The organism is 'Santalum album' aster yellows phytoplasma (assembly GCF_018283495.1).
Taxonomy (GTDB): Bacteria; Bacillota_I; Bacilli_A; order Acholeplasmatales; family Acholeplasmataceae; genus Phytoplasma; species Phytoplasma asteris.
The window spans coordinates 41,948-65,188 of the sequence record NZ_JAGVSK010000003.1; the positions used below are offsets into that span (position 1 = coordinate 41,948).

The following is a 23,241-nucleotide window of genomic DNA, read 5'->3' on the forward strand; positions in this document are numbered from 1 at the left end:
AGAATAAAATATTGTATTTATCAAAATTAATTTTTGTACTTCCAAATCCCAAACCCCAAATAAATTACAATTGATTTTGATATAAATACTTAAAAAATAAAACGGAGTATATTTATGTCTACTGAAAAAAATTATTTGCCACACCCTTCCAAACCTGCCAACCAAACCCCTAAATCATTTAAAAGACCTATTTGGATCAATTTAATTATTCTTACTTTTCCCATTGCTATTTATTTGTTATTTCAAAAATTATCCTTATCCATTGATTTTTATATTATTGGGAACCAACCCAATTCCAACACCAATTTAGATAAAACCATCTCTTATATGGCACAAATTAAAAAATTTTTGCAAAGTGTTGCTATAGCTTTAGGTGGAGCAGGTGTTATTTTAGTAGCTAGAGAATACAAAAAAAAGAATTTTACTAAAGCCAAACAATACGCTACCCTAGCTTTTTTATTGGCAATTATTTCTTCTTTATTCTTTTTAGTGGTTTTGGGTTTAGGTGTCCTTTTACCAGCTCCATTTGGAGATATATTTTTAAATAAAAGTTATCATAGCCAAAATGGACTTACATATTATTATCTTATTTTAATTACTTTTGTAGCTATTACTATGAATGCAGTTTTTATTGGATTAGAACGCGCCAAGGAAAAAACTAGATTTGTCTTAATCCTTAATATTTGTCTTATTATTACAAGAATTAGTATTTCTTTTGCTTTTAAAGCAATCAAACAAAACCAAGTTAATTTAATTGATTTAGCCTTAGCTGATTTAATTGCTAATTTATTGCTTACTTTGGTAACTTTTTATTGTATGTTTAGTTCTAAAAATATTTTTAAGTTGCAATTTAAAAACCTAGTCTTTTCTAAACGCACAGTAAAAACTATCCTGAAATTAGCAGGAACATTAATTATTGCCAAATCTACTTATGAAATTGGAAAACTCATTATTCTTGCTATGATAGACAGTTATTTTACCAAAGATCAAGAAAACTTAGTAGATATTTTTGGATTTGTTATGGCAGTTAATGGTATTTTTTATGCTATTTCTAATTCTTTTGAAGATAGTCAATCTGCTATGGTATCTCAAAGTGTTACTTTTCAAAGCAATAGCAAAACTTTTAAAATCTTTAAAAATGTTGTTGTAATTACTCTTATTATAGGAATTATTGGAGTATTTATAAATCAATTTTGTGGAGAAAAATTATTGCGTGCCTTAAAAACTGAAAAAGTTTTTACCACACAAGAAATAACATCCTTTAAAGAAATCCTTAATTGGGAACAAACTTCTTTGTTTTTTTCTGTATGGACTACTTTAATGATGGGTTATGTCGCATCTTATAAGAAAAATGCTAATCTTATTTTTGTAATTAATCTTTTAAGAGTTGTTTTAAGAATAACTATTTTATGGTTTTTGCATGACATTTTGCCCCAATTAAAAGATGTTTCAATTCCTGATGCTACTCAATGTGGTTTAAGTACTTTTGGAAGCAATATTGTTGTCTTTTTGACAACTACTTATTTATTTTTATCTTTTTTGCGTCAAAACAAAACCAACCAAACCCCGCGTTTTAAGATAAATAAAAATAATGCTTTTCAAACCAAAATTATTAAATAAAAATTAATACAATACTGAAAAACATTTAAAAATATTTAAACATTTAATAAATGAGAATAAAATATTTAATAAATTATAACAAAGCACCAAATAATAAATAATAAAAGGAGTAAAATTACACAATGTTGAAATTAAACCTTGAAGGGATTTATAATTTTTTAGATTGGCACAATTATGCCCAAACTTTTGCCCCTCAAATCAAAGTCATACACCAAAAATTACATCAAGACCAACAACTAAAAGAAAAATATTTGGGTTGGTTAGAACTACCCTTACATTTTGATTTCCAAGAACTTGAAAAAATGAAACAACTAAAAAACTCCCAACCCAATTTAGATTTTTTAGTAGTAATTGGCATTGGAGGCTCTTATTTGGGCGCCAAAGCAGGAATTGAATTTTTGCAAACGACCTTTAAAAAAACTAAGCCAGAAATTCTTTTTGCAGGTCATCAAGTATCAGGCAATTACTTAACTAATTTGCTCCATTATCTTAAAGACAAAAATTGGGCAATTAATGTTATTTCAAAATCAGGTACCACTTTGGAACCAGCCCTTGCTTTTAGAATCTTGAAAAAAGAAATAGAAGAAAAATACGGCAAACAACTTGCCAAAAATCGTATTTTTGTAACCACTGACAGCCAAAAAGGCGTTTTGTTAAATTTAGCCCTTAAAGAAGGTTATCAAACATTTTTTATTCCTGATTCTGTGGGTGGAAGATTTAGTGTTTTTACAAACGTAGGCATCCTTCCTTTTGTTTTTGCTAATTTAGATGTTGTCTCAATGATGAAAGGCGCTTTGCAAGCTTATCACGACACTTTTCAAGGAGACCTTTTTCAAAATCAAGCCTATCAGTACGCTTTAGCAAGGTATTTGCTTCACACCCAACAAAACAAAAAAATGGAATTATTGGTCAGTTACGAACCGCATCTCCTTTCTTTTTCGGAATGGTGGAAACAATTATTTGCTGAATCTGAGGGCAAAGAAGAAAAAGGGCTTTTTGTAGGAGCCACCAACAATTCTACTGATCTACATTCCTTAGGGCAATTTATCCAAGAAGGCACCAAAATGCTTTTTGAAACAGTTTTAAATGTTACATCAATAAAAGATGATTGCGTTGTTCCTCACATTCCAAACGAACTTGATAATCTTAATTATGTAGCTGGAAAAACTTATTCACAAATTAATCAAAAAATTCTTCAAGCCACTAAACAAGCCCACATTGAAGGCAAAGTTCCTAATTTAGAAATTGTCATTCCTACTTTGGATGCATATCATTTTGGATATTTAGCGTATTTTTTCCAAAAAACTTGTGCAATGTCAGGTTTGTTGTTAGGAATTAACCCTTTTAATCAACCCGGAGTAGAAATATACAAACAAAAAATGTTTGCTTTATTAAAGTCATAATTGCAATTATGACAAAAATATTCATTTATTACACATTAAAATACATTTTTTAGCAAAAAACCATATATAATATTTATGGTTAGTAAATTTAACTATTTGTCCCACAAACAAAAGTTATTTTATTTTTCATTTTATAATTAAAAACCAATTTAAAAAAGGAGTATTAATTATGCCATATATTGAAAGTATTTTAGCGCGCGAAGTGCTAGATTCCAGAGGAAATCCTACAGTAGAAGTAGAAGTTTATACAGAATCAGGAGCGTTTGGAAGAGCTATTGTTCCTTCAGGGGCTTCTACCGGACAACACGAAGCAGTTGAATTAAGGGATGGGGATGCCAAAAGATTTTTAGGTAAAGGCGTTTTGCAAGCTGTTAAAAATGTTACTGAAGTTATTCAACCAGAATTAGAAGGTTATTCTGTCTTAGAACAAACTTTAATTGATAAATTATTAATTAAACTTGACGGAACTCCTAACAAATCTAATTTAGGAGCTAACGCTATTTTAGGTGTTTCTTTGGCTTGTGCTAAAGCTGCAGCTAACTACTTAAATCTTGAGTTTTATCAATATGTAGGAGGTGTTTTACCTAAACAAATGCCAGTTCCTATGATGAATGTTATCAACGGTGGAGCTCATGCTTCTAACAGTGTTGATTTTCAAGAGTTTATGATTTTACCAACTGGACCACAATCTTTTAAAGAAGCTTTACGTTATGGGGCTGAAGTTTTTCACCATTTAGGAAAAATCTTAAAACAAAAAGGACTTCCAACTACAGTAGGAGACGAAGGCGGATATGCACCTGACCTTAATTCTAACGAAGAAGCCTTACAAATCATTTTGGAAGCTATCAAAAGTGCAGGATACGAGCCAGGAAAAGACATTTTTTTAGGAATGGACGTTGCAGCTTCCGAGTTTTATGACCAAAAACTTCAAAAATACGTTCTTGCATCTGAAAATAACAAAGCTTTTAGTAGCCAAGAATTAGTTCATTATTACGAAACTTTAGTTGCTAAATATCCAATTATTTCAATCGAAGACGGACTTGATGAAAATGATTGGGATGGATGGAAATACTTAACCCAAAAATTAGGTAACCAAATCCAATTAGTAGGGGATGACCTATTTGTTACTAACACCCAAAAATTAGCTCAAGGAATTGAAAACAAAATAGGAAACTCTATTTTAATTAAATTAAATCAAATAGGAACTCTAACAGAAACCCTAGAAACAATTGAAATGGCAAAAAAAGCTTCTTACACCGCTGTTATTTCTCACCGTAGTGGCGAAACCGAAGACACAACTATTGCTGATTTAGCTGTTGCTACTAATGCGGGTCAAATTAAAACTGGTTCTTGTTCACGTACTGATCGTATGGCAAAATACAATCAATTATTAAGAATTGAAGACCAATTAGTAGAAACTCCTTTTTTAGGATTAAAAACTTTTTATAATTTGAAAAAATGAAACCCAATTAAACACAAAACAAAAGTGATTTAATAATACAAACAATACAAAAACAAAATAACATTATTATTGACAAGACCATCGTTTAAGATGGTATTTTGAGGTAGGGAGTTTGGGAATATGACTAAAAAATTTGTAGGATTAATTATTTTAGATGGCTTAGGCTTAACCGACCAAAAAGAAAATAACGCTTTTCATTTGGCAAAGACTCCCTATCTAGATTATCTTTTAAAAAACTTTCCCAATACCACTCTTAAAGCCTCAGGTGAAGAAGTGGGTCTTCCCCAAGGTCAAATGGGAAATAGTGAAGTAGGACACCTTAATTTAGGAGCAGGAAGAGTTGTTTATCAATCACTTACTCAAATTAATAAAGCTATTCGTGATAAATCTTTTTTCACCAACAAACAATTTCTCCAAGCCATCGAACATGTTAAAAAAAACAACAGTAAAATGCATCTTTTAGGACTTATCTCTGATGGAGGAATTCATTCTCATTTAGATCATTTTAAAGCTTTATTTGATTTATTAAAAGAAAACAATTTAGCAAACAATACCTTTTTACACGCTTTTACTGATGGAAGAGACACAAGTCCTCATTCAGGTATTAACTACATCAAAAACCTTCTTGATTATGGCTTTAATATTGCTTCTGTTGTTGGTAGATATTATGCTCTTGACCGTGATAACAATTGGAACCGCATTAATTTAGTCTATAATATGCTTACATCCAAACAAGCTCCTGTTATTGACTTGCCATTAGAAAACACTATACAAAATTTTTATAATCAAGGCATTACAGATGAATTTATCACTCCTTTTATTACCAATCCAAATGGTTTAATTGATGATAATGATGCAGTTATTTTTGTTAATTTTCGTCCTGACCGTGCCATGCGTCTTGCAACTGCTCTATCTAATCCTTGTGCTACTAATGCTTTTTGTTCTGAGGGTAAAACCAATTTTTGCGGTACTAAATTATTAAATAATCTTTTTTTAGTAACAATGACTAAATACAGCGCTCAAGTTAAAAGTGTAGTTGCTTTTGAAAAAATAACTCTAAAAAATATTTATGGTGAAGTAATTGCCAATTTAGGAATGCACCAACTAAGAATTGCGGAAACTGAAAAATATCCTCATGTAACTTTTTTCTTTGATGGTGGCAAGGAACTGCAATTAAAAAATGCAGATAGAATCTTAATTCCTTCTCCCAAAGTAAAAACTTATGATCTTAAACCCGAAATGAGTGCTTTAGAAATTACCACCCATGCTAAAACTGCTATTTTATCTGGTAAATACGATACTTTAATTCTTAATTTTGCAAATCCTGATATGGTAGGACATACTGGTTTTTTAGATGCTACCATTAAAGCGATTCAAACAGTAGACAGCTGTCTTAAAGAAGTTTTAAATGCCATTTTTGCAGTTAAAGGCAAAGCCTGTATTGTAGCAGATCATGGAAATGCCGAACAAATGACAGATAACCAAGGAAATCCACACACAGCTCATACCACTAATTTAGTTCCTTTCATCGTTACAGATAAAAATGTTGTCTTAAAACCAGGGTCTTTATGTGATGTTGCAGCCACAATGCTAGATTTATTAGAAATTAAAAAACCTCAAGAAATGACAGGAAATAGTTTAATTAAAAAACTAGTTTAATCATTAACTTTATTATTTAAGAATACCATAATTAATTATTTAAGTGATTTTGATTACTTATTTAGCTAATAATTTTGAAAATAAAAAATCACAAAAAAAAATTTATTAACCATTTATTTATAACTTTATTATTTATATTACATCATATTTATAAATTTATTAGTTATTTTATTTTTTTTTGTAGAATCGGAGTAAATTATAATGAAAAAAGACAAACAAATAAAGATTTTTGGGTTTCACCCTTTAATGTTTCTTTTTTTTGTAGCTGTTTGTGCTTTACATCTTTTTGCAGTTAAAGAATGGGGAATAACAAAATTATATCACCCTCTTTTAACCCCTTTATTTATTATTTTTGTCTTAGGATATGGTCTTAATTTTATTGGTGATAGTGTCCCTTATTTAAATAAAATAGGATTAGGATTTTTGCTTTGTATTTTTGTTCCTTCTTATTTAGTTTATAAAGGATGGATACCGCAAGATTTAGCAGACAAATGTAATGAAAATTTTTTCAGTACCAAAACACCAAATAATCATTTAGGATCTGATTTTGCTAACTTTTTTATAACTTGTGTTATTGCTGGAAGTATTTTAAGTGTTGATAGAAATTTATTAAAAAGATCGCTTTCTAAGTTTCTTCCTTTAACATTAATTGTTTGTTTAGTAGCTATTTTAAGTGTTGGTTTTGTAGGATTCTTATTTAATTATCAAAAACCAGAAGGGTTTAGCACTCAAGGTTCCTTTTTAGACTCTATTTTTTATGTAGCTGTTCCGTTAACAAATGGAGGAACTAATTTAGGTATTAATGGTTTTACAAATGGTATTTATAAAGATGCTTTTCCTCAATTAGATCAAAAAACTATTAGAACAGCAATTATAGTGCCTTTAATTATGGCTAGATGCTTAAGTATTTTATTTGCTGGCTTAATGTATGTTATTTTTGACAAAACTAAATTTAGTGGTAAAGGAAAATTAGAATACAAAAACAATAAACTTACACCCGAACCAAAAGAGAAAAAAACTCCTTTAGAATATAAAAATATTGGTATGGGTTTAATGATGATTTTTGTATTATTTAGTTTAAGTGGTCTTTTAAATAAATTATTATGGGGTTATTTAGAATCGTTAGTTTATTTTATTCTTTTCTTAATTTTGATTAGAGTTTTTAATTTATTATCACAAGAAAATCAAAGTCATATTTCTCAAGCAGGACAAGTAATATCTAAAAATTTCACTACTCCTATTTTAGCAGGTTTGGGAATGACAGTTAAATGGCAACAATTAATGGGAGGAATAAAACAAATGCCTGTTTTAACTATGGTTTTAACTGCTTTATTGGTAGTTGTTTTAGTATCCTTTGTTCTTGCTAAAGCTTTGGGTTTTTATCCTTTTGAAACATCTCTTACAGCTGGTTTAGGTGCTTTAAGTGTAGGAGGAACTGGACATTTAGGAATAATGTCAATAAGTAAAAGAGACAATTTATTACCTTTTATTATGATTGCTACTAGAATTATTGGACCTATTATCTATACTTTGGCTTATTTCTTATTTAAATTTTTTTATATGTCATAATGTCATAATTTAACTAATTTTGACAATCATTTTTATATTTTAAAAAACAAAAAAGGATTTAGTTATTCATGAACAAAACTAAAATAATTTGTACCTTAGGACCTGCTTCTTATGATAAAAACATTTTACAAGCCTTAATTCAAACAGGTTTGAATGTAGCAAGATTTAATTTTTCTCACGCTCAATACGAACAAACTAAACTTTTAATGAAAACCATTAAAACTATTAGCGATAAATTAGACAAACACACAGGACTTATGTTAGATACTAAAGGACCTGAAATTAGAACTCACGAATTTGATGGTGTAGTAACAATTCAAAAAGATTCTGAAGTAAAAATATCTATGACAGAAGTTTTAGGTAATGTTAAACTTTTTTCAGTTAGTTATTCTAATTTATACAATGAATTAAAAGTTGGCGATATGGTTAATATTGATGATGGATACTTATCTTTGGAAGTTGTAGGCAAAGACGAAGCCAAACAACAATTAGTTACTAAAGCCAAAAATACTCACTCCATCAAATCTCGTAGAGGTGTAAATGTTCCTAAAGTTAATTTAGAAATGGATTTTATTTCTCCTAAAGATTATCAAGATATTGTTTTTGCTGCCCAACAAGATTTTGATTATATTGCTGCTTCATTTGTTAGAAGAGCTCAAGATGTCAAAGATATTAGAAAAATTTTACAAGAACAAGGAAATTCCAACATCCAAATTATTTCTAAAATAGAAAATCAAGAAGGTGTTGATAATTTAGAAGAAATCATTCAAGAATCAGACGGTATTATGGTTGCAAGAGGCGATTTAGGAATAGAAGTTGATGGTGAATTAGTACCACTTTACCAAACACGTATGATTACTAAATGTTTAGAATACGGCAAACCAGTTGTAGTAGCTACTCAAATGTTAGAATCTATGCAAAGAAATCCGCGTCCAACCAAAGCTGAAACTTCTGATGTCTTTAATGCAGTTAGAGAAGGCACCACCTTTACTATGCTATCGGGCGAAAGTGCTTCAGGTGAATATCCTGTAGAAGCTGTAACTTATATGAAAAAAATTAATTATCAAGCTGAAAAAGTAGTTAATTATCAAGCTTTATCACAAGTATACCAACCTAAAAACTCCAAAGAAAACCTTTTATTAAGTGCTGTGGAATTGGCTTTACGCACCGATGTTAAAGCAATTGTTGTCTATGACTTAAAAGATGCTTATAATGTTTCTAAATTTCATCCATCCGTTCCTGTTTTGGCTTTAGTTAAAACTGAACAAGAAGCTCGTCGTTTAGTACTAAATTTTGGTGTTTGTCCTTTTGTTTCTGAAACCAAATTACAAACTAAATTGGAAGAGCTTACCCAAAATCAAAGTAGTAATTGTCTTGTTGTTAAAGATGGGATGCTTTATTTTAAATAATAACATTAAATAACAACGAACCAAACATACATCAAAAAACATTCAAATTATAATTTAGGTAGTTATTACCTCATATTTTATATTAAAAAAACAGTAGATTGAATTTACAATCTACTGTTTTTTTTTTAAATTTTGTAATAAAGTGTTTTTGATTGTCCTGTGTGTTTAGAATATACATTAATTTTTCTAAGACTTTTGATATGAGTATTTGATAATAAACCTTCTATTTTGTAGTTATAAAAAGGAAATTTTAACTCTAAATCTAGTCCATCAAGTGAACAAGGCACTTCAATTTTACATTTAACAGGAAAAGTGGCAATAATTTCATTAGTGTTAATATTTTTTAAAGCAATGTGTTTGACATTCAAATAAGAAGGTCCACCTAAAAAAGATCCTTTTTCATAAATAAGGTCAGTGCAAAAGTTGTTTTGAATAAAGTTTTTGTCATTAAAAGGACTTTCATCTTGCCAAAGAATATACATATTTTGAGCACCATTACCTAAAGTTTTTAATGCCTCCAAAGAATAACAATTATTAGCTTTATCTCTTGTGCCTCCATCAAAATAAACTAATAAAAGGTTTTGGGGTGGTGGTTCTTTGATGCGTGAATCAAAAAAAACTGTGGATTGGATAATTTGAGAATTATACAAACCATAAGAAAAGTTAATTTGATAATGTTGATTAGAAAAGTTTTTTCGTAACCATTCTAACGCTATATCTTTATCGCTTTTTTTCCCTAAATATACATTATAAATGTTCATTCCTTGGATTTGAGATTCCAATTGAGGTTTAATTTGATCACTAAATTGATTATCTAGTTCTTTGGGTTTGTTTTTTTCATTTTCCAAAAGTAAGATTTGTTCTTTTAAATCAATAATTTTTTGGTTTTGGTAAACTAGTTTTTTTTGCATCACTTTTCTTTTATTTTTGGCTTTTTGTAAATGAGGATTTTTTTTGATAGTTTGTGTGTTTTTGTTTTGGTTAGGTTTGGGAGTTGCTTTTGGTCTGTATTTGCTTGTTTCTTTTATTTCTTCATTTTCTTCAATTTCTGTTATTTGTGGATACAATGTTTTTTTTCCTTTTTGATTGGGATTATCTAAATTGTTTTCTTTTGCTTCTGGAGCTTGTTCTTCGATTTTTTCATTTTGGTTTTTTGGTAAATCTTGTAAATCATTATAATTAAAATTTTTAGAGGATAAAGAAGTATTTTTAGTAGAATTTTGTGAAGCTTCTAAAGCAAAAAAGTTATTTTGCCATCCTAACCAACCAAATATTATTAAAAGTATAGAAAAGATTATTATTACAATAATTATGTTTTTTTTAAAAGATGGTATTTTCACTTATCTTTTTTTCCAATATTTCTATTTTATTTTTTATAAATTTATAAATATAAAATAAAAAAGAGGCTATAAACCTCTTTGATATTTTTTAATTATGATTGAGTATTTCTTTTTTTAAAAATAACAAAAAGCAAACTTAAAAAAGTGATGGAAATTAATATAATGCAAGCAATAACAATATAAAATCCATAATTTGTATTTTCGTTATTATCTGTTTTTTCGCTTGTTATTTTAGGAGATAATATTGTTTGTGAGTTGTTTTGCAACCCTTCTTTATTGGACATAGAAGTTGTTAATTTTTCAGATAAAGTATTGCCATCATTTAATAAAAGTGCGACTGCTTCTTGAACTTTTTCCATAACTAAGTCTTTAGTTGAATCTGGGTTTCCTACTTCTTCTGCAATTACATTTTCAATTGTTTCATCTAATTGATTTTGTTTTATGGGTGAGTCAAATGGAATATTATATTCTTTTTTAACTTCCGCAATAAACTCTTCTTTATTTATTTTTTTAATTTGATAAGTTAATTTAGCTTTTCCTTTATATTTAGGAGATTTATCCAATGCTTCAATGGTTATATAACCTTTTGAGCGATCTTTTTTAGGAAAATAAATATCTTCTTTTGTAATTACTAAACCATTATTTTTACTTTTAATGGCATTTAATAAATCCTCATTAGAAATCAATGCTTCACTGTGAATTTTATTTAATTCTATATCCCCTAAAGCTTTATTTTGAATTAAAACATTTAGGTCTTCTTTGACATTAAAAATAACTTCTACTTGACCTTTAATTTTTTTAGAATTTTCTTTTGCTTTGACAGTTGCTTTGTTATTGTTTATCGAAACAACTTCTAAATCGTCTCCAATAGCAAGACCACTTATATTTTTTTGATTTTTTACAATTTTTTCAATGATTTTTTTGTCATTTGGTGCACTTTCAAAAGATCCTATATTTTTTTCAATAGTGCTGATATCTATTGGTTCTGGTGGAGCAGCTTTTAAAGTGTAATTAAAACTTATTACAAATAAGATCCAAAGTAATAATGCACTTAAACAATAAATAAACCTTTGTTTTAAACAAGGTTGTTTTTGGTAAATATTTTTCAATGATTTTATTTTTGCTTTCTAATATCTTAATCTTTGCAAAATCCAAATGTACAAATTTGTAAAATGCAAAAAGTTTAAGATGAACTAAAGAATTTTAAACGAATTTATTACTAGCGGTTTTTGAAAATTTCTCGAATTCCTTTAAAATCCACTAATATTATAACTGAATCAAAACGAAAAAGAAACACTTTTTTATTTTTTATAAAAAAAATATTTTTCTTCTTTTAAATGCTAAAATAATGTTAAAATTTAAGTATTAAGATGTAGATAAAGTATAAAAATAAATGCAGAATTAATATTTTGTTTTCCGCCTTTTCCTCTTATTTTTGCTCAAATATCTGCTTATTATATGGATTAATATTGATTATTATGACCAAAATTAAAAAAATACCTTATCTACGCTTACATTTTATTTTATTTTGTTTTTGTGTTTTTGATTTTGCAAGTGTTTCCAACAAAATATACAAACAAAAAAACAACACAAGCAACAAACAAAAAAATTAAAATTAACAAAATTAACAAAAAAAATAAAAATAATAAAAAAGAGGTTAGAGAATGATTGATTTTAAAAAAGAGGTTTTAAAAAGAAAAGACGCCTTAATTGAGGCTTTGCAAACATTATTAAAAATTAACACTGAACTTACCACCTTTGATCCTAATAGAACAGGCGCTCCTTTTGGCGAAGGAAATCAACAAGCCCTAGATTTTATTCTTGATTTAGGCTCCCAAAGCGGCTTGAAAACCCTGAATTTAGAAGGATACGCTGGTCATATTGAATACGGCAACCAAAAAGAATGGGTTGGTATGATTGGTCATTTGGATGTAGTGCCAGCAGGAACTGGTTGGGACTATCCACCTTATGCGGCTTTAATTGTTGATGGCACGCTTTATGGCAGAGGAACCCAAGACGATAAAGGTCCTACAATGGCAGCTTTCTGGGCTTTGAAAATATTGCACGAACTAAATTTGCCGCTTTCCAAAAGAATTAAATTCATTTTGGGTGTCGATGAAGAAACTGGATTTCGTTGTATGAAACACTATTTTAAACAAGTCCCTGAATTACCTGTATCTGGTTTTGTTCCTGACAGCCATTTTCCTGCTATTTATTGCGAAAAAGGAATTGGGGATTTTACTTTTGAAGGCACAGTTTTAGATAATAGAATTGTAAGTATTCAAAGCGGGCAAGCCTCTAATGTTGTTCCTGATTTGGCACAAGCAGTTCTAAAATTTGATCCTAACTACTCAGATTTATTCCATAATTTTGTTAAAACCAACAGCATCAAAGCCACTTTAGAACCACAAGGCGATTTGTTAAAGCTTGAAGTTCACGGCGTTTCTGCGCATGGTTCGACTCCTGAAACAGGAAAAAATGCCCTTTATGATTTGATGAAAGTTCTTAAAGCATTGGGAATTACAAATGCTTTGGTTGATTTTTTTGATCAATATTTGGTAGATAGTTTGGATGGAAAAAAATTAGGCATTAATCACTTTGATGAAGAAACTTATAATTTGGTTTGTTTTTCTGGAGTTTTAAAATTAGAAAATAATCAAGCTTTTTTCACTCTTAATTTAAGATATCCTAAAGGAATTACTTTTGAAAAAATCCTTTTTCAATTGGAAAAAGCAGCCAAGAGCCAACATTTTTGCCTCAAAACTACCCTTCATCATCCCATTATGTATGTTGATCCTAAAAGTGAATTAATGCAAACATTATTAAAAGTTTATCAAAAACATACTAATGATTTAGTTTCCAAACCTATGTGTGTGGGTGGTGGTTCTTTTGCAAAATGCGCCCCTAATTTAGTTCCTTTCGGACCTGTTTTCCCCAATCAAAAGTCTTTAGCTCATCAAGTGGATGAATCTATTTCAATTGACCAATTAATTACCTTAACTGCCATTTACACAGAAGTTTTATATCTTTTGTCCCGTTAAACATCAAACATTTATTCAATTAAAAAACAAGGAGTTATACAATTATGAATACTTATTTAGATTTATGTCGTTTTATTTTTCAAAAAGGCAGTTTTAGAAACGACCGCACTAATACAGGTACCAAAAGTGTTTTTGGCTACCAAATGCGCTTTAATCTTGAAGAAGGTTTCCCTTTGTTAACTACTAAAAAAATGAATCTTAGATCAATTATCCACGAACTTTTATGGTTTTTAAAAGGGGATACTAATATTTGTTATTTGGTACAAAAAAATGTTAATATTTGGAATGAATGGCCTTATCAAAAATATCAACAATCAGCTTTTTTTCAAAATGAAACATTGAAAGAATTTGTAGAAAAAATCAAAAATGATCCTCTTTTTGCCATAAAGCACGGTAATTTAGGTCCTGTTTATGGTAAACAATGGCGCGATTTTAATGGTGTTGATCAAATCAAATTTTTAATTTCTGAAATCAAAACCAATCCCAATTCCAGACGTTTGATTCTTAATTCTTGGAATCCGCCCTTATTAAACCAAATGGCATTGCCACCTTGTCATGTCTTAATTCAATTCTACGTTCATCAAGGCAAACTCTCCTTGCAACTATATCAACGTAGTGGAGATGTTTTTTTGGGAATGCCTTTTAATATCGCTTCTTATTCTTTATTACTTATGATGATCGCACAAGTAACTAACTTACAACCTTACGAATTTATCCATACTTTAGGAGATGCCCACATTTATTCCAATCACCTTGCACAAGTTCAGACCCAAATTCAAAGAACTCCTAAAAAATTACCTCAAATGATTTTAAATCCTGACATCAAAAATATTGATGATTTTAAATTTAGTGATTTTACTTTGCAAAATTATCAATGTGATGGCATTTTGAAAGGCGATATTGCTGTATGATTAATTTAATTACTGCCTTTGACGGCAATTATTTGATTGGCAAAGACCACAAACTACCTTGGCATTATTCCCAAGATTTACAATATTTTAAAAAAATTACCCTTAATCAAAATGTTTTAATGGGGTATGAAACTTATAAATCCTTAAAAAATTATTTCAAAAAAAAACCCTTTAATTTTAAAAAAACTTATGTAGCATCTTTAAAACATGATTTGGAATTGCCTAATTGTACTGTTGTTTCTGATTTGCAATCCTTCATGGCAAGTGATGCTGCCCAAGATATTTTTATTATTGGTGGAGGAAAAATCTATCAACAAACCCTACCTTGGGTAACAACTTTATACATCACCCACATTTTACAAAGACATCAAGGAAATGTTTTTTTTCCCAAAATTGACTTATCACAATACCAATTAATCCAAAAAGAAATTCACCCACAATTAATTTTTGCTATTTATCAAAAGAAATTAGATACGCCCAAATGTTAACTTTTATTTTTGTTGTCGTTTGGCTAACATCTGTTTTTTTGCAAACTTCCAAAACTATGCTAGTTGATTTTTCTTTTTGCTACAAACTGACAGTTAATTTAATTTTGGGTTTGTTGTTGGCTTTTTTAATAACGTTTATAATTTTGGTTTTTTGCCTCGTTTTAATGACTTTTTTGCCCCCTAATCATTATTTTAAAGGATTTGTTTCGCGTAGTTTGTCGCGTTTTGTCAACCGTTTTTTAAGAATTAAAGTAGTAGTTCAAAATCCTCATTTAATCCCTTCAAAAGAAAACGTTGTTATTTATGCCAATCACAAGTCATACACCGATCCTTTTGTTATTACAAGCGTTATTCCAAGAACTTTATCATTTGCTCCCAAACAAAATTTTAATTGTTTTTTTGGAACTGCATGGTTTTTAAAATTAGCTTTTTTATCTTTGGATTGTATGGTAATCTCAAGGGATGATATCAGAAAAACTGCCCAAAATTTAATAAAGGCAATGCCTAAAGTTAAAAATGGGATGGCAATGGTAGTTTTTCCTGAGGGAGGCATTAAAGATAGAAATAACGAACAAGCAATGCCACTTTTAGGAGGGGCTTTTAAAATTGCTTGCAAAAGTAAATCTTCTATTTTGCCTTTAACTATCAAAGGAGCCAATCAAATCAAAAATAAGCGTTTTTGGCAAAAAAAAATAGTAGAAATAATTATTCATCCTCCTTTAAAATACGATCATTATTGCAATACAAATATGCATCAAGTAGCTATTGATGTTCAAAATATTATCAACTCTAGTTTTAATTAAAATAATTATATTTTAACTTATTTTGATGTTATAATAAAATAGATGCTTAAAGAAATGCATAAAAAAGAAATATTTTTTTAATAAAGAAAGGTTTTATAATATGATTATTTTTAAAACAACTGCTTATTTTAATCCCCATTTAGATGATTTATGTTTTTTTGAAGAAAAAGAAGGAATCACTAAAAAATTAGTTTCAGCTTTAGAACCAAGTAACAAACAATCAGGACCTGTTGATTTATTTTGTCTTTCTTGGGCAATTTGTTTTTATAAAACTTCTAAAAAGATTTTAGCAGAACAAGACTATACAAATAAAGATTTAAAAGTAAAAGTAACTTTAGAAATGCAAAAAGATGATAAAGGTTTTTATTTTAAACCTACTGCTATTTTAGGAATTCAAGATATGACGCTGGAACAAACTGAAATAATCGCAGATACAACTCATAAAAGATGCCCTATTTCTCGTTTAATTAGTGCTGATGAAAATGTTTCTGTTAAAGTTGCAAATTACAATGAATTGATTACAGAATAAAATTTTTCATGATATAATAAAAAAACACCTTTTAAAGGTGTTTTTTTATTATATAACTTTGAAATTATAAATGTTTAAATGATCAAAATTATTCATGGTAAATTTTTTTTAAATCTTTATTTTTGTGAATAATTTTTTTTATTAAAGGGTTAAAAACATAATTATTATATTTAGCACCCGAAACTATTTCTTTTAAAAAAATGATATTCAATTGTAATAAATTTTTGGTAATGTTGGCATCTTTTGTCAAGGGAAAAGTTTTGTGAGGATTTTGCAAAAAACTTTTTAATATTTCTTGTTCTAAATTGCTACAAGACAATAAATAATTTATAATTTTGTTTTTAACATTTTTGCGATAAAAATAATTCATTATAAAAATAACTAAAAGACAAATAAAAACAATAAAAATAAATTTAAAACAGATACTTTCAAACATTATTTTATTTGCCTTGTTTCATGCTGTTCATAATTTGACGAATTTGTTTTTCAGAAGGGGTACGACCCATTTGGCGAAACATTTCTTTGATTTGTTGTTCACTGATGGGAGGATTTTGTTGTAAATGTTTTTTAAACCAATGAAACATTAAAAACGCTCCTAAAACCCCGCCTAATAAAAATCCTATAATTGGATTTACATATAACCAAATATTGTTCATTTTGAACTCCTTTTTTCTTTTTCTTTTTTGTTTTTTCTTTCCTTGGTGAAAGTCTAAATTTTTTGATAAAATTGAATTTTTTTATTACCGTATTGTTTTTCTTTTTGTAAAACAAATTCTTTAATTTGTGTAGGCAAAACAATTTTGCGATGTAATTCACAAATAATAATACTATTTTGATGTGTTAATTTGTCTAAATATTCAAAAGCAGGTAAATAAAAATCTTTAAAATAAGGAGGGTCTAAAATAATAAAATCAAAAATCAAGTTGGCTTTTTGGAATTTTTTTAAAGCTTGAATAAAATGACCACAAAAAATAATGCTTTGTTCTAAATCCAGTTTTAATTTTTGGTGGTTTTCTTTTAAGGTTTGAAAAGCTTTTAATGAAGCATCCACAAAATAGGCTTGTTTAGCATCTCTGCTTAAAGCCTCAAAACCATAAGAACCGTTGCCTGAAAATAAATCTAAAAAGATTTTGTTTTGGACTGAGGCTCCCAAAGTATTAAAAAGAGATTCTTTGACCAAAGAGCTAGTGGCTTTGGTGTGAGGTGATGGCACTAGTTTGATTTTGTGTCCTTTGAATTTTCCTCCGATGATAATTGTTGTCTTTGTCATGAAAATATTTTTCTTTTGATGGAGTTTTTCAAAGAGGATAAAATTTCTTGGTAATTGTAAGGCAAAGGGGATCCTTTTTGGCTGAAATAATCAAAATTACTTTTAAGAAGTTCATATACGGTTTGATTGAGGTTAAAGTAGGCTAGCTTTTGAAAATATTTTATTTGGGAAAAATTTCGTTGAGGTTCTAATTTGTCACTTAACAATACAATTTTATCGCAATAATTCATTTTTTTATCACCCCAAACATGTTTTTTGATGGCATTAAGAATAGTGACATTTGTGATGCCAAATTCTTTTTTTAAGATGTTTGCAGCAGATAGAGCGTGAAAAATAGCAGGAGTTTTGCTGTATTTTTGGATATTGGCTTGAGTAAGATAGGGTTTTTGTTGTTCTAAGGTGTCGTTTTTGGTGTAATCATGAAATAAAGCTGCAATTTGAATAGGCAACAAAGGTTTGTTATAATGTCTTGCCATTTTGGTAGCAGTGCGATAAACTCTTATAGTGTGTTCTAACCGCAAAGGATAGTTTTTTAATTTAGTTTCGACAGCTTGACGAATTTTGTGTAACAACATATTATTTTCATTTTTCTTCAAAGTCTTGAAATTTTTCTTTCCAAAGGTGATAATCTTGTTTTTTGAGATTGGTTAAAAACTTTTTTTCACGATAAAAACGATTGAATTTGGTAAACGCGCTTTCTTGAAAGCGATTTAGGGGTTTTACCAATAAAGAACAAAAACCTGCTTGATTAGCTCCTTTGATATCTGTTTGAAGTTGGTCTCCTATCATCAACATTTGTGTGGGTTCCAATTTGAGAAGTTGGCATGCTTTTTGAAAAGCTGTAGGGGATGGTTTTTTGTTTAATAAATTTAAATATATAAAAGTAAAATCATTTTTTAAAACTTTGTGGAGGCGTTTTTTAGAGGCATTAGAAAGAATAACGACTTTGAAAATAAGAGATAATTTAGTTAAAAGGTTTTTAATTTGTTCATCTAAAATATCTTTGTTACATTCAATTAAAGTATTGTCTAGATCAAAAATTAACGCTTTAATGTCTTTTTTTTGAAACAACTCAAAAGGAATTTGCAAGACACAAGGAAAATAGTGTTGAGGGATGAAAAATTTGTTGGGGCAAGTCATTTTATTGGACATCTACAATTTTGACTCTAAAAGTGTTTCCAGTTTCGCCGGTAACAAAAACAACATCTCCTATTTGGTGCCCTTTGATATTTTGTCCTAAAGGAGATTCAATCGAAATTTTGTTGGTAAAAGGATCTGCTTCCAAGGTGCTTACTAATTCAATTTCTTGTTGTTGCTTGGTGTGTAAAAGCTCCAAAGATACTTTTTTGCCAATACTTACTTCTCTTTCTTTGGAAACTTTAACTACGCGGGCATTTTTTAAAATATTTTGGATTTCTGAGATGCGATGTTCTATTAAAGCTTGTTCGTTTCTAGCAGCATCATAATCAGCGTTTTCGGATAAATCTCCTTGTTCGCGCGCTTCTTTTAAAGCTTCTAAATTTTCTTTTCTTTTAACTTCTTTTAAAAAAGTTAATTCTTTTTTTAATTTTTCTATTCCTGATTGGGTAAGTTCATAAATTTTATTATTCATAAATAAAAGACCTTCTTTTTTTATTTTTTGATGGTTTTTCAAAATTCCTAAATTATTTTTTGAGATAAGAAATAATCAACCCATCACCTACATCTTGAAAAGTGGTGCAAAAATCTGGGTGATTTGTTAAAAAAGTTTGAAAATTATGCATTTTTTTGAAAATCCCTTGATTATTTTTAGTCGTTTTGGCTTTTTTAAAACAACTTAAATTAAGGTTATCAAAAACGATAATGCCTTGTTTTTTGAGTAAAGGAGCATATTTGAAAAATAACTTTTGATATTGGGCTTTGGCAGCATCAATAAAAATTAAATCATATTTTTTTAAATTGCAAGTAGGATAAATTAACGCCTCTGCCCAAATGACATTTATGTGATAGGGAGTTTCTTTTAAAAAGTTTTTAGATAAATTATAATTTATAAAATCTCTTTCTAAAGTATCAATTTTAGTGCTAAGAGAGCTCATAGCCAAAGCGCTATATCCAATGGCAGTTCCGATTTCTAAAATATTTGTGATTTTTTTTTGTGAAATTACATCAAGTAACAAAGCTAATCCTTGGTCTTGGATAATGGGGATTTTGTTTTCTTGGGCGTATTTTTTTAATTTTTGTAAGTTTTTTTCTTTGTTAAAATCAAACATTTCAATGCTCTTTGTTTGGGTGTAATTTGATATAATCGAGATAATTTTGTAAAATGATGGTTGCTGCAATTTCGTCTTTCATTTGTAAAATTTTGCCCTTTTTTTTGTTATTGGTTTTTAACATTTGGATCGCTTGTACGGTAGATAAACGTTCATCCCATAAAATTACTTTTACTTGCTCAAACTTGTTTTCTAGCGTTTTTTTAAAATCACTACTTATTTTGGCTTTAATTCCTATGTCGTTGTTCATGTGTTTGGGGTATCCCAAAACAATTGTTTTAATTTGATATCGAGAAATGATTTCTTGTAAAGGTGCAATCAATCGATCGTATTTGTGGGTGGCAAAAATAATAGTTTTGAGGTTTTGGGCAATAATTCCTGTTTGTGATAAAGCGATTCCTAAAGTTTTTTCACCTAAATCCAACCCCAAAGATGCATTATTTTGGCAGTTTAACATAATAAAACATTCTCATTTTTCAAAAAATGGTTTGAATGATAAAAATTATTCTTTTTTTCTTGGTTTTGGTTCAACTTCATTTTATCAATTTTTTTGTGTTTTTGGGCAAATAATTTTATTAATAATTGTTTAAAAGATTTGAAAAATAGTGGTTTTGGGGTTTTAAAAAGGTTTAATTTTAATTTTTCTTCCGCTTTGATTATTTTTTTCTTTTTTATTTTGTTTTTTTTGTCATTTCGAACACCTTTTAACAATTTTTAGGATTTTTTTCCTTGAGGATTTTTTTATTATAAATTTTTTAAACAGTTTAATTTATTTCTAATTTGGTTTTTACAAAATTAAGCACTTGTTCTAAATTTTTAGTTTTTTTGGTGCCCCCTTGAGCTAAACTAGCATTGCCACCACCAGAACCACAAACCAAGGATAAAGCTTCTTTAATCAAATTACCTGCATGTAGAGTTTTGCTTTTGCATAAAAAAACAATTTTTTCAGGTTGCACATAAGATAAAAATAAAACTTCTAAATGGTATTTATCAAAAATATGATTCATAAAAAATTTGAGAACTTCTAAAGGTTTTTCTTCTTCAATGGTTAACATAATTTTTTTGGTAATTTGTGGTGGTAAAAAATTAGATTCTGCTTGTACCATATTTTTTTGATGATATTCTAAAACTTTTTTTTCAAAAAGAACTAAGGCTTGTTGTTGTGCTTTGATATGTTTTTGATAATTGAGAATATCTTGATAACTTTGGGTTATTGGAGGAAAATTTTTAACATCAAAAATGAGGTTTTGCGTTTGTAAGAATTTTGCTTTTTGGGTTAGTTGGTGCAAGTCGTTTTGGTAAGGAACTAATTTGGCGTTGAGGCTTTCTTGGCAATTGTTATTACAAACTGCCTCAATGCGGTAGATACCAGAGCTAATGCTGTCGCATGACAAAATAGTAAAATGTTCTAAATCTTTAGTATTTGTGGCATGTGTTCCTCCGCATAAATCCACTGAAAAAGTATCAATACTTACGATTCTTACTTTGTCTTTGTATTTGGCTTTTTGATTTTGTTCTAGAAGAGTGGCGTATTTTTTTTGGGCGTCTGGGATTGAAAGTTGTTCAATTTTGACTGGAACACTTTTTTGAATTAGTTGGTTTACTTCTTTTTCTATTTGTAATAAAGTTTGGGGAGTAATTTTTTCAAAATGATTAAAATCATAACGTAAAGAGCTAAATCCCACTGATGAACCTTGTTTTTTGAGATGGCTGCCTAATTGTTTTTGCAAAACTGCTTCTAAAAGATGTGTTGCTGTGTGATGATAAGAAATTTGATTGCGTTTAGTCTTTTCAATGCAGGCATAAACTTCTTGACCTTCGCAAAAATTGCCTTGAACTTCGTGCAAAATTTGTCCGTTTGGTAGTTTAGTTATTTTGGTAACTTTGGTGTTGTCAATCCAACCTTCATCTTCTATTTGTCCTCCCATATTAGCATAAAAAGGTGTTTTTTCAAGCACTATTCCTTTGTCAAAAACTTTGATTACTTTGGTTTTGCAAGTAAAATTTGTATAACCTATAAATTCGCTGGGAGTTAAAAATTGGAGAAATGCTTCTTCTTGCTTATTCATGTGTGTTTGCGATGTTTGATTTTGTTTACTTAAATTTTGGTGGTCGTGGAGTAATTCTTGGAATTTTTGGTAGTCTGTTGTAATGTTTTTCTTTTTAGCATAATCCAAAATTAAATCTTCAGGAATGCCGTAAGTGTCGTATAATTTGAAAAAGTTTTGTCCTGATAAAGTGTTTTGGGTGAGATGTTGTAAAAAAGTTTTTTCGGCAGTTTTGAGAGTTTGTTCAAAAATATTTTCTTGTTGCAATAGCACTTTGGCAATCATTTCTTGGTTGGTGCATAGTTCTTTGTAAAAATCTTTCATCATTGCAACTGTTGGAGGCACTAATTGATGTAAAAAAGGTTTGTCTAAACCTAGTTTTTTGCCTTCGTTAGCAGCTCTTCGTAATAATTTTTTTAAGACATAGCCCCTTTTTTCGTTAGTGAGGACTGCTCCGTCATTGATTGCGAAAACCAAAGTTTTTAAGTGATCTGCAATAATTTTAAAACTTTCTTGTTCTGTGTATTTGATTTGTGTCATTTTTTCCAAAGCTTTTATTAAAGGAAAGAAAAGGTCTGTTTCAAAATTGGTTTTGGTGTTTTGCAAAATACAGGCTAAACGTTCTAAACCAGCCCCAGTATCAATGTTTTTGCTTGGTAGTTCTTGATATTTTTCGATAGGTAATTTAGGGTCGCAATTATATTGAGAAAAAACAATATTCCAAATTTCGATAAAGCGGTCGTTTTCTAAATCTTGGATAATTAGTTCTTTGTTGCGAGGGTCAAAAGTTTTTCCTCTGTCAAAAAAAATCTCGGTGCAAGGGCCAGAAGGACCAGGACCTATTTGCCAAAAATTGCTCTTTAAAGAAATAAGGTGGTTTTTTTTTACTCCTAAGTCAAGCCAATATTGATAAGTATCTTGGTCTTGAAAAAAATAAGTGATGTAGAGTTTTTCTAAGGGAAAAGCAAACCATTTAGGCGAAGTTAACAACTCAAAGGCGTAGTGGATAGCTTCTTTTTTAAAATAATTTCCGATAGAAAAATTGCCTAACATTTCAAAAAAAGTATGATGGCGCGAGGTTTTTCCTACGTTTTTGATGTCGTTGGTACGAATACATTTTTGCACGTTAGTAATGCGTCTAAAAGGAGGTGTTTGTGTGCCATCAAAATATTTTTTTAAAGGGGTAATGCCTGCATTAACCCATAATAAGTTAGCTTCGTTTCGTGGTATCAAAGAAGATGATTTTGCGATGTGATGGTTTTTGCTTGCAAAAAATTTGAGCCAGATTTGTCTAATTTCAAAAGATGTCATTATAAAAACTCCTTTAATTGGGTCTTATTTGGGGTGATATTTGATATTAATTTGGTCTTTGATTTGTTTTTTTGTGATACAAATAATAATTAGTTTATTAAAATGCGTTTTGCATTAATTTTGATTTGC

The 23,241-nt window shown here is 29.1% G+C and carries 22 protein-coding genes; 11 read left to right on the top strand and 11 right to left on the bottom strand.

Annotated features, from left to right (window positions below; translation table 11 throughout):
• Positions 1–114: 114 nt before the first annotated feature.
• The 6 genes from KE631_RS01060 to pyk all read left to right on the top strand — a co-directional run bounded on the left by KE631_RS01060 (position 115) and on the right by pyk (position 9,122).
• Positions 115–1,620 carry an MATE family efflux transporter gene (locus KE631_RS01060; protein WP_212509032.1) on the top strand — a complete coding sequence of 502 codons (1,506 nt, stop codon included), beginning with the start codon at positions 115–117 and terminating at the stop codon, positions 1,618–1,620.
• A 122-nt stretch (positions 1,621–1,742) separates the two neighbouring features.
• A complete protein-coding gene (locus KE631_RS01065; protein WP_212509033.1) occupies positions 1,743–3,023 on the top strand; it encodes a glucose-6-phosphate isomerase in 1,281 nt (426 codons plus the stop codon).
• A 169-nt stretch (positions 3,024–3,192) separates the two neighbouring features.
• Positions 3,193–4,485, top strand: coding sequence for a phosphopyruvate hydratase (eno, locus tag KE631_RS01070; RefSeq protein WP_212509034.1), 1,293 nt, complete (start codon positions 3,193–3,195; stop codon positions 4,483–4,485).
• A 120-nt stretch (positions 4,486–4,605) separates the two neighbouring features.
• Positions 4,606–6,144, top strand: coding sequence for a 2,3-bisphosphoglycerate-independent phosphoglycerate mutase (gene gpmI / locus KE631_RS01075; protein ID WP_212509035.1), 1,539 nt, complete (start codon positions 4,606–4,608; stop codon positions 6,142–6,144).
• 201 nt (positions 6,145–6,345) lie between these two features.
• Positions 6,346–7,713 carry a 2-hydroxycarboxylate transporter family protein gene (locus KE631_RS01080; RefSeq protein WP_212509036.1) on the top strand — a complete coding sequence of 456 codons (1,368 nt, stop codon included), beginning with the start codon at positions 6,346–6,348 and terminating at the stop codon, positions 7,711–7,713.
• 68 nt (positions 7,714–7,781) lie between these two features.
• Complete coding sequence (gene pyk, locus KE631_RS01085) at positions 7,782–9,122, top strand: pyruvate kinase (protein WP_212509037.1); 1,341 nt, start codon at positions 7,782–7,784, stop codon at positions 9,120–9,122.
• A 125-nt stretch (positions 9,123–9,247) separates the two neighbouring features.
• Here the strand turns inward: pyk and KE631_RS01090 are convergent, their stop codons facing one another.
• Both KE631_RS01090 and KE631_RS01095 read right to left on the bottom strand, forming a co-directional pair.
• Positions 9,248–10,462, bottom strand: a complete 1,215-nt coding sequence (locus KE631_RS01090; protein WP_212509038.1) for a hypothetical protein — start codon at positions 10,460–10,462, stop codon at positions 9,248–9,250.
• A gap of 92 nt (positions 10,463–10,554) precedes the next feature.
• The gene (locus KE631_RS01095; protein ID WP_249291080.1) at positions 10,555–11,571 is read right to left on the bottom strand and encodes a hypothetical protein; all 1,017 of its coding nucleotides are present in this window, start codon (positions 11,569–11,571) and stop codon (positions 10,555–10,557) included.
• Between the two features lie 555 nt (positions 11,572–12,126).
• Between KE631_RS01095 and pepV the strand changes: the two genes are divergently transcribed.
• From pepV to KE631_RS01120, 5 genes are all read left to right on the top strand, one after another.
• Positions 12,127–13,503 (top strand): dipeptidase PepV, encoded by a 1,377-nt coding sequence (gene pepV, locus KE631_RS01100; RefSeq protein ID WP_212509039.1) that lies wholly within the window; start codon positions 12,127–12,129, stop codon positions 13,501–13,503.
• Between the two features lie 44 nt (positions 13,504–13,547).
• Positions 13,548–14,414: a thymidylate synthase gene (locus tag KE631_RS01105; protein ID WP_212509040.1), complete on the top strand. Its 867-nt coding sequence runs from the start codon at positions 13,548–13,550 to the stop codon at positions 14,412–14,414.
• On the top strand, positions 14,411–14,902 hold the full coding sequence (locus KE631_RS01110) for a dihydrofolate reductase (RefSeq protein ID WP_212509041.1): 492 nt from the start codon (positions 14,411–14,413) through the stop codon (positions 14,900–14,902). Before KE631_RS01105 ends, KE631_RS01110 begins: the two co-directional genes overlap by 4 nt.
• Positions 14,896–15,705, top strand: coding sequence for a lysophospholipid acyltransferase family protein (locus tag KE631_RS01115; RefSeq protein ID WP_212509042.1), 810 nt, complete (start codon positions 14,896–14,898; stop codon positions 15,703–15,705). The genes KE631_RS01110 and KE631_RS01115 overlap by 7 nt, the downstream gene beginning before the upstream one ends.
• A gap of 100 nt (positions 15,706–15,805) precedes the next feature.
• A complete protein-coding gene (locus tag KE631_RS01120; RefSeq protein ID WP_212509043.1) occupies positions 15,806–16,234 on the top strand; it encodes an OsmC family protein in 429 nt (142 codons plus the stop codon).
• Positions 16,235–16,322: 88 nt separating this feature from the next.
• Here KE631_RS01120 and KE631_RS01125 read toward each other — a convergent pair whose 3' ends face one another.
• The 9 genes from KE631_RS01125 to alaS form a co-directional block, all read right to left on the bottom strand.
• Entirely contained in the window at positions 16,323–16,670 is a 348-nt protein-coding gene (locus KE631_RS01125) for a super-infection exclusion protein B (protein WP_212509044.1), read from the bottom strand.
• 4 nt (positions 16,671–16,674) lie between these two features.
• A complete protein-coding gene (locus tag KE631_RS01130) occupies positions 16,675–16,890 on the bottom strand; it encodes a YneF family protein (RefSeq protein ID WP_212509045.1) in 216 nt (71 codons plus the stop codon).
• A 53-nt stretch (positions 16,891–16,943) separates the two neighbouring features.
• Complete coding sequence (rsmD, locus tag KE631_RS01135) at positions 16,944–17,504, bottom strand: 16S rRNA (guanine(966)-N(2))-methyltransferase RsmD (protein ID WP_212509046.1); 561 nt, start codon at positions 17,502–17,504, stop codon at positions 16,944–16,946.
• Positions 17,501–18,079 (bottom strand): bis(5'-nucleosyl)-tetraphosphatase (symmetrical) YqeK, encoded by a 579-nt coding sequence (gene yqeK, locus KE631_RS01140; protein WP_212509047.1) that lies wholly within the window; start codon positions 18,077–18,079, stop codon positions 17,501–17,503. Before yqeK ends, rsmD begins: the two co-directional genes overlap by 4 nt.
• A 7-nt stretch (positions 18,080–18,086) precedes the next feature.
• Positions 18,087–18,656: a YqeG family HAD IIIA-type phosphatase gene (locus tag KE631_RS01145; RefSeq protein WP_212509048.1), complete on the bottom strand. Its 570-nt coding sequence runs from the start codon at positions 18,654–18,656 to the stop codon at positions 18,087–18,089.
• Positions 18,646–19,116 (bottom strand): transcription elongation factor GreA, encoded by a 471-nt coding sequence (gene greA, locus KE631_RS01150; RefSeq protein ID WP_212509049.1) that lies wholly within the window; start codon positions 19,114–19,116, stop codon positions 18,646–18,648. Before greA ends, KE631_RS01145 begins: the two co-directional genes overlap by 11 nt.
• Before the next feature lie 52 nt (positions 19,117–19,168).
• On the bottom strand, positions 19,169–19,753 hold the full coding sequence (locus KE631_RS01155) for an O-methyltransferase (protein WP_212509050.1): 585 nt from the start codon (positions 19,751–19,753) through the stop codon (positions 19,169–19,171).
• A 1-nt stretch (position 19,754) separates the two neighbouring features.
• Entirely contained in the window at positions 19,755–20,210 is a 456-nt protein-coding gene (ruvX, locus tag KE631_RS01160) for a Holliday junction resolvase RuvX (protein ID WP_212509051.1), read from the bottom strand.
• Positions 20,211–20,517: 307 nt separating this feature from the next.
• A complete protein-coding gene (alaS, locus tag KE631_RS01165) occupies positions 20,518–23,112 on the bottom strand; it encodes an alanine--tRNA ligase (RefSeq protein WP_212509052.1) in 2,595 nt (864 codons plus the stop codon).
• Positions 23,113–23,241 lie beyond the last annotated feature (129 nt).